Origin of the sequence: Pantoea deleyi, assembly GCF_022647325.1 — a bacterium.
Classification (GTDB): domain Bacteria; phylum Pseudomonadota; class Gammaproteobacteria; order Enterobacterales; family Enterobacteriaceae; genus Pantoea; species Pantoea deleyi.
In genome coordinates, this window is sequence record NZ_CP071405.1 from 776331 (window position 1) to 794238 (window position 17908).

At 57.7% G+C, this 17908-nt stretch carries 16 protein-coding genes and 1 other RNA gene; 13 read left to right on the forward strand and 4 right to left on the reverse strand.

Annotated features, from left to right (window positions below):
* The first annotated feature begins 182 nt into the window (after positions 1–182).
* From tkt to J1C59_RS03825, 7 genes are all read left to right on the forward strand, one after another.
* Entirely contained in the window at positions 183–2177 is a 1995-nt protein-coding gene (gene tkt, locus J1C59_RS03795) for a transketolase (protein ID WP_128083915.1), read from the forward strand.
* A 317-nt stretch (positions 2178–2494) separates the two neighbouring features.
* Positions 2495–3514, forward strand: coding sequence for an erythrose-4-phosphate dehydrogenase (gene epd, locus J1C59_RS03800; RefSeq protein ID WP_128083916.1), 1020 nt, complete (start codon positions 2495–2497; stop codon positions 3512–3514).
* Between the two features lie 51 nt (positions 3515–3565).
* Positions 3566–4729, forward strand: a complete 1164-nt coding sequence (gene pgk / locus J1C59_RS03805) for a phosphoglycerate kinase (RefSeq protein ID WP_128083917.1) — start codon at positions 3566–3568, stop codon at positions 4727–4729.
* Positions 4730–4834: 105 nt separating this feature from the next.
* Positions 4835–5914 carry a class II fructose-bisphosphate aldolase gene (fbaA, locus tag J1C59_RS03810; RefSeq protein ID WP_128083918.1) on the forward strand — a complete coding sequence of 360 codons (1080 nt, stop codon included), beginning with the start codon at positions 4835–4837 and terminating at the stop codon, positions 5912–5914.
* A gap of 180 nt (positions 5915–6094) precedes the next feature.
* Positions 6095–6976: a small-conductance mechanosensitive channel MscS gene (gene mscS / locus J1C59_RS03815; protein WP_128083919.1), complete on the forward strand. Its 882-nt coding sequence runs from the start codon at positions 6095–6097 to the stop codon at positions 6974–6976.
* A 123-nt stretch (positions 6977–7099) separates the two neighbouring features.
* Positions 7100–7723, forward strand: a complete 624-nt coding sequence (gene argO / locus J1C59_RS03820) for an arginine exporter ArgO (protein ID WP_128083920.1) — start codon at positions 7100–7102, stop codon at positions 7721–7723.
* 145 nt (positions 7724–7868) lie between these two features.
* On the forward strand, positions 7869–8594 hold the full coding sequence (locus J1C59_RS03825; RefSeq protein WP_128083921.1) for an oxidative stress defense protein: 726 nt from the start codon (positions 7869–7871) through the stop codon (positions 8592–8594).
* 29 nt (positions 8595–8623) lie between these two features.
* On the opposite strand, the gene J1C59_RS03830 is transcribed toward J1C59_RS03825, so the two are convergent.
* A complete protein-coding gene (locus tag J1C59_RS03830; RefSeq protein ID WP_128083922.1) occupies positions 8624–9529 on the reverse strand; it encodes a LysR family transcriptional regulator ArgP in 906 nt (301 codons plus the stop codon).
* Between the two features lie 181 nt (positions 9530–9710).
* Here J1C59_RS03830 and rpiA point away from each other — a divergent pair, with 181 nt between their 5' ends.
* Together rpiA and serA are read left to right on the forward strand one after the other, a co-directional pair.
* Positions 9711–10370 (forward strand): ribose-5-phosphate isomerase RpiA, encoded by a 660-nt coding sequence (gene rpiA / locus J1C59_RS03835; RefSeq protein ID WP_128083923.1) that lies wholly within the window; start codon positions 9711–9713, stop codon positions 10368–10370.
* A 279-nt stretch (positions 10371–10649) separates the two neighbouring features.
* A complete protein-coding gene (gene serA / locus J1C59_RS03840) occupies positions 10650–11888 on the forward strand; it encodes a phosphoglycerate dehydrogenase (protein ID WP_111140637.1) in 1239 nt (412 codons plus the stop codon).
* 150 nt (positions 11889–12038) lie between these two features.
* Here the strand turns inward: serA and J1C59_RS03845 are convergent, their stop codons facing one another.
* The 3 genes from J1C59_RS03845 to zapA all read right to left on the reverse strand — a co-directional run bounded on the left by J1C59_RS03845 (position 12039) and on the right by zapA (position 13263).
* Positions 12039–12632, reverse strand: a complete 594-nt coding sequence (locus tag J1C59_RS03845) for a 5-formyltetrahydrofolate cyclo-ligase (RefSeq protein ID WP_128083925.1) — start codon at positions 12630–12632, stop codon at positions 12039–12041.
* Between the two features lie 77 nt (positions 12633–12709).
* Positions 12710–12893: non-coding RNA, 6S RNA (gene ssrS / locus J1C59_RS03850), on the reverse strand.
* 40 nt (positions 12894–12933) lie between these two features.
* A complete protein-coding gene (gene zapA / locus J1C59_RS03855; protein WP_128083926.1) occupies positions 12934–13263 on the reverse strand; it encodes a cell division protein ZapA in 330 nt (109 codons plus the stop codon).
* A gap of 170 nt (positions 13264–13433) precedes the next feature.
* Between zapA and J1C59_RS03860 the strand changes: the two genes are divergently transcribed.
* Genes J1C59_RS03860 through ubiI form a run of 4 tightly spaced genes read left to right on the forward strand, consistent with a single transcriptional unit; the run spans position 13434 to position 17772 of the window.
* Positions 13434–14012: a YecA/YgfB family protein gene (locus tag J1C59_RS03860; protein ID WP_128083927.1), complete on the forward strand. Its 579-nt coding sequence runs from the start codon at positions 13434–13436 to the stop codon at positions 14010–14012.
* A gap of 46 nt (positions 14013–14058) precedes the next feature.
* Entirely contained in the window at positions 14059–15381 is a 1323-nt protein-coding gene (gene pepP / locus J1C59_RS03865; protein ID WP_128083928.1) for a Xaa-Pro aminopeptidase, read from the forward strand.
* On the forward strand, positions 15378–16556 hold the full coding sequence (ubiH, locus tag J1C59_RS03870) for a 2-octaprenyl-6-methoxyphenyl hydroxylase (protein ID WP_128083929.1): 1179 nt from the start codon (positions 15378–15380) through the stop codon (positions 16554–16556). The genes pepP and ubiH overlap by 4 nt, the downstream gene beginning before the upstream one ends.
* A gap of 13 nt (positions 16557–16569) precedes the next feature.
* Positions 16570–17772 (forward strand): FAD-dependent 2-octaprenylphenol hydroxylase, encoded by a 1203-nt coding sequence (gene ubiI / locus J1C59_RS03875; RefSeq protein WP_128083930.1) that lies wholly within the window; start codon positions 16570–16572, stop codon positions 17770–17772.
* Positions 17773–17908 lie beyond the last annotated feature (136 nt).

Below are 17908 nucleotides of genomic sequence, written 5' to 3' on the forward strand. Positions count from 1 at the left end.
CACTTTGCTAGCAGAGTTGGCTGGAAAAGCCAGACGAAGCGGCTGCATTTAGCGTTTTACAGCATGTACTTTTGCCCCGATTTTCATGTACATTGATGGGCAACTTTTTCCTTGTTTTGCCCGCTAACTCATTAATAACAATAAGTTAAGGTGCGAAGCATTAATCCGACCTGGAGTAGAAAATGCCCTCTCGTAAAGAGCTTGCCAACGCCATTCGCGCGTTAAGTATGGATGCAGTACAGAAAGCAAAATCGGGACATCCGGGTGCCCCAATGGGTATGGCGGACATCGCTGAAGTCCTCTGGCGTGGCTATCTGAACCACAACCCAACGAACCCACTGTGGGCTGACCGCGACCGTTTCGTGCTCTCTAACGGTCACGGATCAATGCTGATCTATAGCCTGCTGCACCTGACCGGCTACGATCTGCCGATGAGCGAGCTGGAGAACTTCCGCCAGCTGCACTCAAAAACTCCAGGTCACCCGGAATATGGCTATACCGTGGGGGTAGAAACCACCACCGGTCCGCTGGGGCAGGGCATTGCAAACGCCGTCGGCTTCGCGATTGCGGAGCGCACGCTGGCAGCCCAGTTCAACCGTCCGGGTCATGATATCGTAGACCACAACACCTATGTCTTCATGGGTGACGGCTGCATGATGGAAGGTATCTCTCACGAAGTCTGCTCACTGGCGGGAACGCTGAAGCTGGGCAAGCTGGTGGCCTTCTATGATGACAACGGCATCTCTATCGACGGTCACATTGATGGCTGGTTCACCGACGACACCGCGAAGCGCTTCGAAGCGTATGGCTGGCATGTGATCCGCGGCATCGATGGTCACGATGCCGGGGCGATTGCTAAGGCGATCGACGAAGCGAAAAGCGTCAGTGACAAACCTTCACTGCTGATGTGCAAAACCGTGATCGGCTTCGGCTCACCGAACAAAGCGGGCACCCACGATTCACACGGCGCACCGCTGGGTGATGACGAAGTGGCACTGACCCGCAAACAGCTGGGCTGGAACCACGCACCGTTCGAGATCCCTTCTGACATCTACGCAGAGTGGGACGCGAAAGAAGCGGGCCAGGCGAAAGAGTCTGCCTGGAATGAGAAATTCGCTGCCTATGCGCAGGCGCATCCGGAGCTGGCGGCTGAGTTCAAACGTCGCGTCAGCAACGAACTGCCGGCGAACTGGCAGGAAGAGTCACAGAAATTTGTTGAGCAGCTGCAGGCTAACCCGGCGAAGATCGCCAGCCGTAAAGCCTCTCAGAACGCCATCGAAGCCTTTGGTAAAATTCTGCCAGAGTACCTGGGTGGCTCAGCCGATCTGGCACCAAGCAACCTGACCATCTGGTCCGGCTCTAAGCCGATCAATGAAGATGCGGCCGGTAACTACATCCATTACGGCGTGCGCGAGTTCGGTATGACCGCCATCGCCAATGGCCTGGCGCTGCACGGCGGCTTCCTGCCTTACACCGCAACCTTCCTGATGTTTGTGGAGTATGCGCGTAACGCCGCGCGTATGGCGGCCCTGATGAAGATCCGTCAGATCATGGTCTACACCCATGACTCTATCGGTCTGGGCGAAGATGGCCCGACGCACCAGCCGGTTGAGCAGATGGCGAGCCTGCGCACCACGCCAAACATGAGCCTGTGGCGTCCATGCGACCAGGTAGAATCTGCCGTGGCGTGGAAATATGCCATTGAGCGTAAAGATGGCCCGACGGCGCTGATCTTCTCCCGTCAGAACCTGGCGCAGCAGGAACGTGATGCGGCACAGCTGGCTAACGTCGCGCGCGGCGGTTACGTGCTGAAAACGTGCGAAGGTACGCCGGAGCTGATCCTGATCGCCACCGGTTCCGAAGTGGAACTGGCGGTAGGCGCCTGGGACAAACTGACCAGCGAAGGCCGCAAAGTGCGCGTGGTCTCCATGCCATCGACCGATGCTTTCGACAAGCAGAGCGAGGAGTACCGTGAATCTGTGCTGCCGAAAGCGGTCAGCGCACGCGTCGCTATCGAAGCGGGTATCGCAGATTACTGGTTCAAATACACCGGCCTGAACGGCGCGATCGTAGGCATGACCAGCTTCGGTGAATCGGCTCCTGCGGATCAGCTGTTTGAACTGTTTGGCTTTACCGTCGACAACGTGGTCGCGAAAGCGAAGGCGCTGCTGGCGTAAAAAAACAGCCAGGCGGGTCTGCACCCGTCTGGCCGTAAAACCGGGGGGACGATATTTTCGTCCCTTGTTCCTCTTTTATTCCTGCAGTAATAACTGATTTTTGCCCGTTTTTGTGATGCAGATCCAAATTTACGCAGGCAGATTGATCACAGTCATTCCCGTTATTCCTTCCTTCTATTATTGTAGCTGAACCGTTTCAGTCGCCGGGCAGATCGCCCTGGTTTCGGACAATGCCGGGTAAGAATCTCCTGTACAAAATGCAGTGAAACGCTCAGGCTAACGGCACGTTTTTTTCAGTCTGACGTGGCAGGAGAGAAATGACGGTACGGGTAGCGATAAATGGTTTTGGCCGGATTGGACGCAACGTCCTGCGCGCGCTCTATGAAACGGGCCGGCGGGCGGAAATCACCGTGGTCGCCATCAACGAGCTGGCAGAGGCCACCGGTATGGCGCACCTGCTGAAGTATGATACCAGCCACGGCCGTTTTGCTTTCGATGTGCGCCAGGAGCGCGATGTGCTCTGTGTCGGGGGCGATACCCTGCGCATTCTGCACCGCGCCGCCATTGCCGATCTTCCCTGGCGCGAACTGGATGTGGATGTAGTGCTGGACTGCACGGGCGTCTACGGCTCGCGCGCCGATGGCGAAGCGCATCTGCAGGCGGGCGCGAAGAAGGTGCTCTTCTCGCATCCCGGTGGCCATGACCTCGACGCCACCGTTGTGTATGGCGTGAATCAGCAGGATCTGACGGCCAGCGACCGCATCGTCTCCAACGCCTCCTGTACCACCAACTGCATTATTCCGGTGATCAAACTGCTGGATGACGCCTTTGGCATCGAGTCCGGCACCGTCACCACGATCCACTCCGCGATGCACGATCAGCAGGTGATCGACGCTTATCACAGCGATCTGCGTCGTACCCGCGCCGCCAGTCAGTCGATCATTCCGGTCGATACGCGCCTTGCGGCCGGGATCACCCGCATTTTTCCGAAATTCAACGATCGCTTTGAGGCGATTGCCGTACGCGTGCCGACCATTAACGTAACGGCTATCGATCTCAGCGTTTCTGTCCGCCAGGCCGTGAAGGCGTGCGAGGTGAACACCCTGCTGCAAAGCGCAGCAGAGGGGGCATTTCGTGGTATAGTTGACTATACGGAATTACCGTTAGTCTCAGTCGATTTTAACCATGATCCGCACAGTGCCATTGTGGATGGAACACAAACGCGGGTCAGTGGTCAACACCTTATCAAGACCCTGGTCTGGTGTGACAACGAATGGGGCTTCGCTAACCGGATGCTCGACACAACGTTAGCGATGGCCGCAAGTGGTTTCAGGTAAGACGCGGTTTGCGTCTGGCAAAACTTATGAGAATCAACGAGAGGATTCACCATGTCTGTAATTAAGATGACCGATCTGGATCTGGCTGGTAAACGCGTGCTGATCCGTGCCGATCTGAACGTACCTGTTAAAGAAGGTAAAGTGACGTCTGATGCACGTATCCGTGCTTCTCTGCCAACCATTGAAGCGGCGTTGAAACAGGGCGCGAAAGTAATGGTTACCTCTCACCTGGGTCGTCCGACCGAAGGTGAATACAACGAAGAGTTCTCACTGCTGCCGGTAGTTAACTACCTGAAAGAGAAGCTGAACGGCACCACCGTGACGCTGGCTAAAGATTACCTCGATGGCGTTGAAGTGGGCGCTGGCGAGCTGGTGGTTCTGGAAAACGTTCGCTTCAACAAAGGCGAGAAGAAAGACGACGAAGCGCTGTCTAAAAAATATGCTGCCCTGTGTGACGTGTTTGTGATGGATGCCTTTGGTACCGCGCACCGCGCACAAGCCTCTACCCACGGCGTCGGCAAATTTGCCCCTGTCGCCTGTGCAGGCCCGCTGCTCTCTGCTGAGCTGGAAGCGCTGGGTAAAGTGATGAGCAATCCTGAGCGTCCGCTGGTTGCGGTCGTCGGTGGCTCTAAAGTCTCTACAAAATTTGACGTGCTGCAGTCGCTGGTGAAAATCGCGGACACCGTGATCGTCGGTGGCGGCATCGCTAACACCTTCGTGGCTATCGACAACAAGGTCGGTAAATCACTCTATGAACCCGACTTCGTTGAAGCGGCTAAAGGCCTGCGCGACCAGTATGGTATCCCGGTTCCGGTTGACTCACGCGTTGGCACGGAATTCTCTGAAACTGCCCCTTCAACCGTGAAAAAAGTTTCGGAAGTGGCGGATAACGAAGAGATTATGGACTTCGGTGATGAAACCGCACAGGCCATGGCAGCCATCCTGAAGGATGCCAAAACCATCCTGTGGAACGGCCCGGTAGGCGTGTTTGAGTTCCCTAATTTCCGTAAAGGCACCGAGATCGTGGCTAACGCCATTGCAGACAGCGACGCGTTCTCTGTGGCAGGCGGCGGCGATACCTTAGCGGCTATCGATCTGTTCGGCATCGAAGACAAAATTTCCTACATCTCGACCGGCGGCGGCGCATTCCTGGAGTTCGTGGAAGGCAAAAAACTGCCAGCCGTTGCCATGCTGGAAGAGCGTGCGAAGCAGTAATCCTTTGGGGGCGATGTCTGACGGCATCGCCTGAAGTCTTGCCCGACTGGGCGTTTAAATCGACGTTCCTCAAGGGGAACAACGGTCACGAAACAGGACACAATCATGTCTAAAATTTTTGATTTCGTAAAACCCGGCGTTGTCACTGGTGATGACGTACAGAAGATCTTCAAAGTTGCAAAAGAGAACAAATTCGCACTGCCAGCCGTCAACTGCGTCGGCACCGACTCCATCAATGCGGCGCTTGAAGCCGCAGCGAAAGTGAAAGCGCCAATCATCATCCAGTTCTCTAACGGTGGTGCGGCCTTTATCGCGGGTAAAGGCTTCAAAACTGACAAGCCACAGGGCGCGGCTATCTTCGGTGCTATCGCCGGTGCACACCATGTTCACCTGATGGCAGAGCAGTATGGCGTGCCGGTAATCCTGCACACCGACCACTGCGCCAAGAAACTGCTGCCGTGGATCGACGGTCTGCTGGACGCGGGTGAAGAGTACTTCCAGAAAAATGGTAAACCCCTCTTCTCATCTCACATGATCGACCTGTCAGAAGAGTCTCTGGAAGAGAACATCGAAATCAGCAGCAAGTACCTGGCGCGCATGGCCAAACTGGACATGACCCTGGAGATCGAACTGGGCTGCACCGGTGGTGAAGAAGATGGCGTGGATAACAGCCACATGGACGCGTCAGCGCTCTACACCCAGCCAGAAGATGTGAACTACGCGTACGAAAAACTGCATGCGATCAGCCCGCGCTTCACCATTGCGGCCTCCTTCGGCAACGTTCACGGCGTTTACAAGCCAGGCAACGTAAAACTGACCCCGACCATCCTGCGCGATTCACAGAAATTCGTGTGTGAAAAACATGGCCTGCCGCACAACGCGCTGGACTTCGTTTTCCACGGTGGTTCCGGTTCTTCAGCAGCAGAAATCGAAGAGTCTATCAGCTACGGCGTGATCAAGATGAACATCGATACCGACACCCAGTGGGCAACCTGGGACGGCATTCTGCAGTACTACAAAAAGAACGAAGGCTATCTGCAGTCGCAGCTGGGTAACCCGGAAGGCGACGACAAGCCAAACAAAAAATACTACGACCCGCGCGTCTGGCTGCGTTCTGCCCAGTCCTCAATGGTCGTGCGTCTGGAGCAGGCTTTCAAAGAGCTTAACGCTGTCGACGTTCTGTAACGGATAACCGTTACCGTACAAAAAAGGCCCGAAAGGGCCTTTTTTTATGCGTTAAACGCGCCGGAAGCCGGGGGGATTTGGCACTTCAACGGATAATTGATTACCCTTGTTCACAGGGTGTCGGATTACATCTGGCAGTTTTGTCATTCCCCGATGGGAATCTAACAACAGGGCTTATTAATGGAAGAGTTACACGTCGTCGACGGCATCAATAACGCGGGCAACTGGCTGATACGGAATCAGGCGCTGATCCTCAGCTACGCCGTCAATATCGTTGCGGCCATCGCCATTCTTATCGTCGGGATGATCATCGCCCGTATTATCTCTAACACCGTCAATCGCCTGCTGCGCGCCCGTCACATCGACGCGACGGTCGCGGATTTCCTCTCTGCACTGGTGCGCTACGGCGTGATCGCCTTTACGCTGATCGCCGCGCTGGGACGCATTGGCGTCCAGACCGCCTCGGTGATCGCCGTGCTGGGTGCCGCTGGTCTGGCCGTGGGTCTGGCGCTGCAGGGATCGCTCTCAAACCTGGCGGCCGGTGTGCTGCTGGTGACCTTCCGTCCGTTCCGGACCGGCGAGTTTGTCGATCTGGGTGGCGTCATGGGCACCGTCCTGCAGGTGCAGATCTTCTCCACCACGCTGCGTACCGCAGATGGCAAAATCGTGGTGGTGCCTAACGGCAAGATCATCAGTGGCAACATCGTCAACTTCTCGCGCGAACCGGTTCGCCGCAATGAATTTATCATTGGCGTCGCCTATGATGCGGACGTGGATGAAGTAATCGCCTTACTGCAGCAGGTTGTCGAAGCCGATAGCCGCGTACTGAAAGATAAAGGTATCCAGATCGGCCTGAACGAGCTGGCCGCTTCCTCCCTGAACTTCGTGGTGCGCTGCTGGAGCAACAGCGGAGACCTGCAGAATGTCTACTGGGACCTGATGAAGAACTTCAAGCGGGCGCTGGATGAGAAAGGCATCGGCATTCCTTATCCGCAGATGGATGTGCATCTGCACACCAACCGTCAGCCGGAGGCTGCTTCGGCCGGGGCACAGCCGCAGTAATCTTTTCTGGGCGGCTGCGGTCGCCCATTAATTCTGCTAATCGCAGATTAAATCTTTCAATTTCCGCTTATTATCCTCTCTCTTTATACTTCATCGCATTCGATCCTGTGAGGAAGTTATCCCGTGTTATCTCTCTATTTTCAGGGGCTTGCCCTGGGTGCTGCGCTGATCCTGCCGCTGGGTCCGCAGAACGCGTTTGTGATGAACCAGGGCGTGAAGCGCCAGTATCATCTGATGACGGCGGCGCTCTGCTCGCTGAGCGATATCCTGCTGATCTGCGGCGGTATCTTTGGCGGCAGCGCACTGCTGAACCAGTCGCCGCTGCTGCTGATGGCGATCACCTGGGCGGGCGTCGCCTTTCTGCTGTGGTATGGCTGGGGCGCGCTGCGCAGTGCTTTTCGCGGCGACGCCGATCTGGCGGAGGGTGAGCCGTTAAAGCCGGGCCGCGGGCGGATTATCGCGACGCTGCTGGCGGTCACCTGGCTCAATCCGCACGTCTACCTGGATACTTTCGTGGTGCTGGGCAGCCTGGGCGGTCAGCTGCCGACCGCCACGGCGCGTCAGTGGTTCGCGCTGGGAACCATCAGCGCATCGGTTCTGTGGTTCTTCGGTCTGGCGCTGCTGGCGGCGTGGCTCTCTCCACGACTGCGCACGGTGAAAGCACAGCGCATCATTAATCTGCTGGTCGGCGCGGTCATGTGGTTTATTGCGCTGCAGCTGGCCCGTCAGGGCATCGCCGGTTTTTGATCCCACTCCGGGATCCGTGCCGGTAATTGCCGCATGACGGGCGAACTTTTGCCATAATGACCACTCAAAGCATGGCGCATACCGATGCGCTGCTGGGCTTCGCCGGTTAGAAGCCGTCAAAATGACCTTTTCAAGGAGGACTTTCATGAAACTGAAAGCATTGGCTCTGGCCGCAATCATGAGCGCCGGGGCACTGCCTGGCGTACAGGCTGATGAGTTACCAAACGGGCCCCACGTGGTGACCTCAGGCAAGGCAACAGTCGATGCCCGTCCCGATATCGCCACGCTCTCTATCGTGGTGAACGTCTCATCCAAAGACGCCGCGGATGCGAAAAAGCAGGCGGACAGCCGGGTTGCACAATATTTCGATTTTCTTCAGAAAAACGGCATTGAGAAGAAAGATATCGATGCCGCTAACCTGAGCACCCAGCCTGAGTATGACTACACCAAAGAGGGAAAATCGGTGCTGAAAGGCTACCGTGCCGTCCGTCAGGTGCAGGTCACGCTGCGTCAGCTGGATAAGCTGAACGATCTGCTGGATGGGGCGCTGAAGTCCGGTCTGAACGAGGTTCGCAGCGTCGAGTTAGGCGTGGCTAACCCGGAGAGCTATAAAGAGCAGGCGCGTAAAGCGGCGATTCAGAATGCGACCCGGCAGGCCTCTCAGCTGGCGGAAGGATTCAACGCGAAGCTGGGCCCGATCTACAGCATCCGCTATCAGGTGGCTAACTATCAGCCTATGCCGATGAACCGTATGTATAAAGCAGCGGCGGCGCCAGAGACCTCTGCGCAGGAGACCTACGATCAGCAGAGCATCAACTTTGACGACCAGGTCGATGTGGTGTTTGAGATCAAGCCCAACGCGGCACAATAAAAAAACGGGGCGGATGCCCCGTTTTTGTTTCAGGCGGCGACCTCATCCTGCCGCAGCACCCGATGTCCATGCGCAATCAGCGCATCGGTCACCCGACGCATCAACCGGCTTTCAGGCGCAAACCGGTGCCAGTAGAGCATCCGGCGCTGATAGAGGCCTGGCGTCAGATCGATTAACTCTCCGCTCGCCAGTTCACGCTCAATCTGCAGATGCGGGATCATACAGCAGGTCGAACCCTGTCGCGCCATCTGCACAAAGGCCTCCGAGGAGTTCACGATGTGGCAGGGCACGCTGCCGGGTGACAGGTCAAAGTTCTGCTGCAGAAAGGCCTGATGCATATCGTCAAGGTGGTCAAACGCCACCGCAGGCGCCTTCAGCAGGGCAGAGCGGGTGACACCGTTGGGGAAGAAACGATCGGCGAAGTCGCGTGACGCCACGAACAGGTAGTCGAGCGCGCCAAGCTGATCGACCAGGCAACTGGGCAGAGGCTGCGGCTGGATACTGACCGCGCCCACCACTTCACCGCGACGCAGGCGCTCCTGCGTGCGGGTTTCATCTTCGACCTGCAGGTTCAGGCGTACCGGCGAATCTGCCAGCACATCCTTCAGCGCAGGCAGCAGCCAGGTCGCCAGACTGTCGGCGTTGACCGCCAGCGACAGCAGCAGCGGCGTGGTGCCACTGTTCTCATCGCCCAGCCACTCCTCTTCCAGCAGCTCCACCTGGTGCAGTAACGCCAGCAGTTTCTGCCCCTGCTCGGTGGGGCGTGGCGGCACGGTACGCACCAGCAGCGGCTGACCAAACAGGTTCTCCAGCTGCTTGATGCGCTGTGACACCGCCGACTGGGTGATACACAGTTTCTGTGCGGCACGCTCAAACCCGCGTTCGCGGATCACTGAATCCAGCGCCTGAAGCGTTCGATAATCCGGGCGTTTCATTCTTGTTTTCTCTCCTTCAGGGTGGACGTCACTATGCCACAGAAGTGTCACCGGTGATGGCTCACTTGTTTTTGTGGGCTGGCTTCCAAACCGATAAATCCACGTCGGTCAGCCGCGCATTTTCAGCAAGCCTTGTTTTATACTACGCGCACTTCGTTGTCGCACAGGTTTTAAACATACCATGACCCAGGATGAACTGAAAAAAGCCGTTGGCTGGGCTGCACTTGAGTACGTGCAGCCAGGCACCATTGTTGGCGTAGGCACCGGATCGACCGCGTCCCACTTTATCGATGCGCTTGCCACGGTCAGACATCAGATCGACGGCGCCGTCTCCAGCTCCGATGCCTCAACCCAGAAGCTGAAAAGCCTGGGCATTCAGGTGTTTGATCTGAACGAGGTTGACCAGCTTTCGGTCTATGTTGATGGCGCGGATGAGATCAACCCACAGATGCAGATGATCAAAGGCGGCGGGGCGGCTCTGACGCGGGAGAAAATCGTGGCCGCGGTGGCGCAGACCTTTATCTGCATCGCAGACGCCTCTAAAGAGGTGGATATCCTGGGCCGTTTTCCGCTGCCGGTTGAGGTCATCCCGATGGCGCGCAGCTATGTGGCGCGTGAGCTGGTGAAAATGGGCGGCCTGCCGGAGTATCGTCAGAACGTGGTCACCGACAACGGCAACATTATTCTCGACGTGCATAATCTGCGCATTCTCGACCCGGTCGAACTGGAAAAAACCATCAATGCGCTGCCGGGTGTAGTGACCGTCGGCCTTTTTGCCGCGCGCGGTGCCGATATTGCGCTGATTGGCGGACCGGATGGGGTGAAAACCATCAAAAGATGATCTGGCCGGCGTCATTCCGGCGCCGGTTATTTCTGCCTGCAAATCATCTTTTCTCGCCTGGATGAAATTTGGTGACTTATGTCACATAACCGTCATCCGCAGCGGGTTCGTTCTCTCTTCAACGCCCACCTCATGATTTTGTCCGGCAATGTGCTGCCGTCAGCCGTTGCCGTGCTGGCCTGCGGGCAATCGTTTGTATTGCCGGACGCGATTTTTTTGATATTTTGACAGAAGGCTGGCTTATGGTAGTCCTCATTGAACGCTGAATAGGATCGGGAAATGGCAAAGGTATCACTGGAAAAAGATAAGATTAAGTTCCTGCTGGTGGAAGGTGTCCATCAGAGTGCGCTGGATAACCTGCGGGCAGCAGGCTACACCAACATCGAATTCCACAAGGGCGCACTGGACTCCGACGCATTAAAAGCATCGATCCGCGATGCGCATTTCATTGGTATCCGTTCCCGCTCCCAGCTTACTGAAGAGATTTTTGCCGCAGCTGAAAAGCTGGTCGCCGTAGGGTGTTTCTGTATTGGTACCAACCAGGTAGATCTGGACGCTGCGGCCAGCCGCGGGATCCCGGTATTCAACGCGCCGTTCTCCAATACCCGCTCGGTAGCGGAACTGGTGATTGGTGAAATGCTGCTGATGCTGCGCGGCATCCCGGAAGCGAACGCGAAAGCTCACCGTGGCATCTGGAACAAGAATGCCAAAGGGTCGTTTGAAGCACGCGGTAAGAAGCTGGGTATCATCGGTTACGGTCACATCGGTATGCAGCTCGGCGTGCTGGCGGAAAGCCTGGGGATGCACGTCTTCTTCTACGACATTGAAAACAAGCTGCCGCTGGGTAACGCCACCCAGGTTCGTCATCTGGCCGATCTGCTTAACATGAGCGATGTTGTCAGCCTGCACGTACCGGAAACGCTCTCCACGCAGGATATGATTGGTGCAGAGCAGCTGGCACAGATGAAGCCAGGTGCACTGCTGATTAACGCCTCACGCGGTACAGTGGTCGATATCCCGGCGCTGTGCGACGCGCTGGCCAGCAAGCAGGTAGGTGGCGCAGCCATCGACGTCTTCCCGGTCGAGCCGGCGACTAACAGCGATCCTTTCATCTCTCCGCTGAGCGAGTTCGATAACGTGATCCTGACCCCGCACATTGGCGGCTCGACGGAAGAAGCGCAGGAGAACATCGGGATTGAAGTGGCGGGCAAGCTGGCGAAATACTCCGACAACGGCTCAACCCTGTCGGCGGTAAATTTCCCGGAGGTGTCGCTGCCGATCCACGGTATCAGCGCCAGTCGTCTGCTGCACATCCACGAGAACCGTCCGGGCGTGCTGACGGCCATCAACCAGATTTTTGCGGAGCAGGGCATCAACATTGCCGCGCAGTATCTGCAGACGTCGCCATTTATGGGGTATGTGGTGATCGACATCGATGCGGAGCCGGAAGTGGCGGACAAAGCCCTGCAGCTGATGAAGGCCATTCCGGGCACCATCCGCGCCCGCCTGCTTTACTAAGCCGTTCAGGCAGGAGGTGGCGCCAGGTCGCGCCACTTCATGTCGTCAGCAACGTCAGGCTCAGGCTGCTTTGCGGCTGAGCCTGTTCCCTTCGTACTGCACGCTTCACTGCTGCCCGATCGGGTTTTCAGCCACCTGAAAAGGGCGCTGCTACTCCCACTGCCAGAGCGTTGACGGCGTGATAATAGCGGGCAGAGGCACATCCCATTCTGCCACCGGCAAACCCTCCACCTGCTGACAGTCGTGCGCCACACCCACAGGCAGAAAGCCATGCTGCCGCCACTGCTGCAGCGTGCGATCGTAGAAGCCGCCGCCCATCCCCAGCCGCTGCCCGTGGCGATCGAATGCAACCAGCGGTACCAGCATCAGATCCAGCTGATCCAGCGTGATCAGCTGCCGGATATCCAACGGCGGTTCCGGGATGCCCAGCCTGTTCGTTATCAACGGGGTATCGGGCGTATAGCGTAAAAACAGTAAATGACCGGGAGAGAAAGGGTGTAACACCGGCAGGCAGACCGTCTTCTTCAGGTGCCAGAGCCGGGCGATCAGTGGCCGGGTATTGAGTTCGCCATCGACGGAGAGGAACAGCGCAACGGTGTCAGCCGCCGAGAGGGGCGCAAAGTTCAGGGCGAGTTCAGCGAGCTGTTCCGCCGCCTGAGCCTGCTGCTCATCGGTCAGAGCACGCCGCAGGTGGCGGACCTGCTGACGAATCGCCTGACGTTGTGTCATGGAAGGTTCTGACATGATTTCCCCGCCGGATAAGTCGCTGAGCAGCCACTATAACATGTCGGTCGGGGGAAAAAAGCAGGACGAAAAGAAGGGAGATCTCCGAGATGCCGCCGTAGGCTGTAACCCTTGAACCCTTGGTTCAAGGTGAACATGCCGTCGTAACCATCAGGCTTCTCGGACGAACCGAGCATGCACACAGGTTACAGAGCGTCACATTCTGTTTTTTCGAAATATCGGCTCAGGGGACTGGCCCACTTGCAAACATCTCAGAGAAAATTTACCTCACCGTTGCCTGACGTGGCGCAACCATGAAGTTTTATTCGAACTTCGCACCTTCACGTTCGGAGATGCGGACCTGCTCAACCAGTGCCTGTTCAATCGTCTGCTGCAACATACGGATGCGCTGTTCCATATTAGCAGCATAATCGCGCGTTTTCACTTTCTCCTGCGCCAGCTCGTGGCAGACGTTTAACGCGGCAATGAACACCAGTTGTTCTGTATTTGTGACTCTAGTGCGAACTTTCAGATCTTGCAACCGTTGATTGAGATCTTCAGCCGCGCTATTGAGCGCATCTTGCTGCTCTGGCGGACAATTCACTCTCAACGAACGACCAAAAATTTGTAAATCTACCGGTTGTGCAGACATGCCACCTTCCTGACTGATTCCTTCGCTCGCAACTCCCTTAGCAGTCAATGGCTTGGGAGGCGGGCAACTATATAGACCCACGAAATAAGATACAACCCCTTTTCTGGAAACCTTGAGGCAGCTAGTGGTAGCATAACACGAACTTATTCTGCCAACGACGATGAAAACTTATGTCCTTACAGAACGCAACCCCCGATTACAACGCGCTTGCCGCCGTACTCTCCCAGCAGGGTGTGGGAATGACACCAGCAGAAATGCATGGTCTGCTGAGCGGCATCCTCTGCGGCGGTAACCAGGACACCAGCTGGAAGACGCTGGTACACGATCTGGCTAACGAAGGCATGGCGTTTTCACACACTCTTGCCGTGCCGCTGGCGGCGCTGCACGAGCACACGGCGACCACGCTGGAAGAGGAGGGTTTCCTGTTTCAGCTGCTTCTGCCCGCTGACGACGATATCACCGTCTTTGACCGCGCCGATGCGCTGGCCGGCTGGGTTAACCATTTTCTGCTCGGCCTGGGCGTAACACAGCCTAAACTGGATAAAGTCACCGGTGAAACCGGCGAGGCTATCGACGATCTGCGCACGATTGCGCAGCTCGGTTATGAAGAAGATGAAGACCAGGAAGAGCTGGAGCAGTCGCTGGAAGAGGTGATCGAATATGTGCGCGTGGCGGCACTGTTGTGTCACGACACCTTCACCCGTCCGCAGCCCACTGCGCCAGAAGTTCAGAAGCCGACGCTACACTAATTTCAGGACAACACGTTTAACCGGTCAGTTTACAGGGAGTGCAGAGATGATTTCACTGGAACGATTCCTGCAGCGCCGTCAGGCACTGCTGGCGAAGATGGCGCCAGGAAGCGCAGCGTTAATTTTTGCTGCGCCCGAAGTAACGCGCAGTAACGACAGCGAGTATCCGTTCCGCCAGAGTAGCGATTTCTGGTATTTCACCGGGTTCAATGAACCGCAGGCGCTGCTGGTATTGATTAAAAGCGATGCGAATCATAACCACAGCGTGCTGTTTAACCGGGTACGCGATCCCAACGCAGAAATCTGGTCTGGCCGCAGGCTGGGCCAGCAGGCGGCGCCGGAAAAACTGGGCGTCGATCGCGCTTTACCCTGGAACGACATCGGCGAACAGCTTCACCTGCTGCTCAACGGCCTGGATGTGATCTACCACGCGCAGGGCGAATACGCCTACGCGGATACGCTGGTCTCCGGCGCGCTGGATAAGCTGCGCCGCGGTTTCCGCCAGAATCTCAGTGCGCCAGCCACCGTGACGGACTGGCGTCCGTGGGTGCATGAGATGCGCCTGTTCAAAGATGAGGATGAGATCGCGCTGCTTCGCCGTGCCGGGGAGATCACCGCGCTGGCGCACACCCGCGCGATGCAGGCCTGTCAGCCGGGCATGTTTGAGTATCAGCTCGAAGGGGAAATCCATCACGAATTTACCCGTCACGGCGCACGTTATCCCTCCTATAACACCATCGTGGGCGCGGGCGAAAACGGCTGCATTCTGCACTACACCGAAAACGAAAGTGAGATGCGCGACGGCGAGCTGGTGCTGATCGACGCGGGCTGCGAGTTCCAGGGCTATGCGGGCGACATCACCCGAACCTTCCCGGTGAACGGCAGGTTCAGCCCGGCCCAGCGCGCTATCTATGACATCGTTCTGGCCTCCCTGAAGCGCTCGCTTGAGCTGTTCCGGCCTGGCGTTAGCATCCGTGAAGTGAATGATGAAGTGGTACGCATCATGGTTACGGGGCTGGTAGAGCTGGAGATCCTGGAGGGGGATATCGATACCCTGATTGCGGAGGAGGCGCACCGCGCATTCTTCATGCATGGTCTGAGCCACTGGCTGGGTCTGGATGTGCATGATGTCGGTCACTACGGCACCCCAAGCCGCGACCGGATTCTGGAACCGGGCATGGTGTTAACCGTTGAGCCGGGCCTCTATATCGCGCCGGATGCGGACGTGCCCGCCCGCTATCGCGGGATCGGTATCCGCATCGAAGATGACATCGTGATCACCGAAACCGGCATCGAGAATCTCACCGACAGCGTCGTGAAAGAGGCCGATGAGATTGAAGCACTGATGGCGGCGGCACGACAGGCATGACGATTCTGATTGCCGGTGGCGGCATGACCGGGGCGACGCTGGCGCTGGCGATCTCCCACCTGACTCAGGGCAGGCTGCCGGTTACGCTGATTGAAAGCAGCGAGCCGGGCAGCCGTGCGCATCCGGGTTTTGATGGCCGGGCCATCGCGCTCTCTGCGGGTACCTGTCAGCAACTGGCGGACATTAACCTGTGGCAGCACATCGCCAGTTGTGCCACGCCGATTACCAATATCCATGTTTCCGACCGTGGTCATGCTGGCTTCGTCTCGCTGGCGGCGGCAGACTACGCTATTCCGGCGCTGGGGCAGGTGGTCGGGCTGTTCGACGTGGGCCAGCGGCTGTTTACGGAGCTGAAAAAAGCGCCGGGGGTGACCCTGCGCTGTCCGGCCCGCGTGGTCCGGGCGGAGCGCACTGCGCAGCAGGTTGAGGTGACGCTGGATAATGAGGAGCGTCTCAGCGGCCAGCTGCTGATCGCGGCAGATGGGACGCGCTCTGCGCTGGCTGCCTCGTGCGGCATCCAGTGGCAGCGTGAGGCGTATCAGCAGATCGCGGTGATCGCCAACGTCTCTGCGGCGCTGCCGCATCAGGGACGGGCGTTTGAACGCTTCACCGAACATGGCCCGCTGGCGCTGCTGCCGATGTCGGACAACCGCCTGTCGCTGGTCTGGTGCCATCCGGACACGCAGCGCGACCAGGTTGCACAGTGGAGCGACGCCGACTTTCTCAGCCAGCTGCAGCGCGCCTTTGGCTGGCGACTGGGCAGATTTACCCACACCGGCCGGCGTGAATATTATCCGCTGGCGCTGCACCAGGCGGTGTCGCCGATCGCGCATCGCGTGGCGGTAGTCGGCAATGCAGCCCAGACGCTGCACCCGATTGCCGGACAGGGCTTTAACCTGGGGCTGCGCGATGTAATGTCGCTGGCTGAAACCCTGGCTGCCGCCCATCGGCACCAGCAGGATCCCGGCAGTTATCCGGTGCTGCATCACTATCAGCAGCGTCGTCAGGCCGACCGCGCCGCCACTATCGGCATAACCGACGGGCTGGTGCGCATCTTCGCGAATCGTTATGGGCCGCTGGTGGCGGGACGTAACCTGGGCCTGCTGGCGATGGATCATCTGCCGTGGCTACGAAATCAACTGGCCGAGCGCACGCTTGGCTGGGTTAAGCGTTAATAAAGAGGCTCAGATGCAAACTTTTGATGTGGTGATTGCCGGTGGCGGTATGGTAGGACTGGCGGTGGCCTGTGGCCTGCAGAGCAGCGGACTGCGCATCGCCGTGCTGGAGAAATCACCGGAGCCACCGATGGCGCTGAGTGCGTCACCCTCCATTCGCGTGTCAGCAATCAATGCCGCCAGCGAACGGCTGCTGCAGAAGCTTGATGTCTGGTCGGCCATTCTCTCACAGCGCTGCCGCGCGTATCACGGCATGGAAGTGTGGGACAGAGACAGTTTCGGCACCATCGCTTTTGATGACCAGCAGCAGGGCCTGTCGCATCTGGGTCATATCATCGAAAATCCGGTCATTCATCATGCGCTCTGGCAGCGCGCCAGCGATTGCAGCGACGTCACCCTCATGGCGCCCGCGCAGTTGCAGCAGGTTGCCTTTGGTGACAACGAAGCCTTTATTACCCTGCAGGATGGCACCATGCTGAGCGCGCGGCTGATGATTGCCGCAGACGGTGCTCACTCCTGGCTGCGCAACAAGGCGGACATTCCGCTGACCTTCTGGGACTACGATCACCACGCGTTAGTGGCCAACGTCCGCACGGAAAAGCCGCACGACGCGGTGGCCCGTCAGGTGTTCCACGGCGACGGCATTCTGGCCTTCCTGCCAATGCAGGACCCGCATCTGAGTTCGATCGTCTGGTCGCTCTCGCCGCAGGAGGCGAGCCGTCTGGAAACCATGCCGGACGCGCTGTTCAATCAGCAGCTCTCCGTGGCATTTGATATGCGGCTTGGCCTGTGCGAACTGGCGAGTGAACGCAAATCGTTCCCGCTGGTGGCGCGCTATGCCCGTCAGTTTGCCGCGCACCGTCTGGCGCTGGTGGGCGATGCGGCGCACACCATTCATCCACTGGCGGGCCAGGGCGTGAACCTGGGCTTTATGGATGCCGCCGAGCTGATCGGTGAAATTCGGCGTCTGCATCAGCAGGGCAAAGATATCGGTCAGCACCTCTATCTGCGCCGTTACGAGCGCAGCCGTAAGCACAGCGCGGCCATGATGCTGGCGGGCATGCAGGGCTTCCGTGAAATGTTTGCGGGCAATCATCCGGCCAAAAAACTGCTGCGCGACGTGGGGCTGAAACTGGCCGATCGTCTGCCGGGCGTCAAACCGATGATGCTGAAGCAGGCGATGGGGCTGAACGATTTGCCCGCCTGGCTCCGCTAATCTCTCCCTCTGAAAGCCAGCCTGCGCTGGCTTTTTTTATCGCTGAACCGCCTCTGCACCACAAAAAGGCAACGCTGCACCAGCAGGGTTCCTCATTTGATTTATTCTAATTTTGCCGCTCAATTCGCATTAGTTT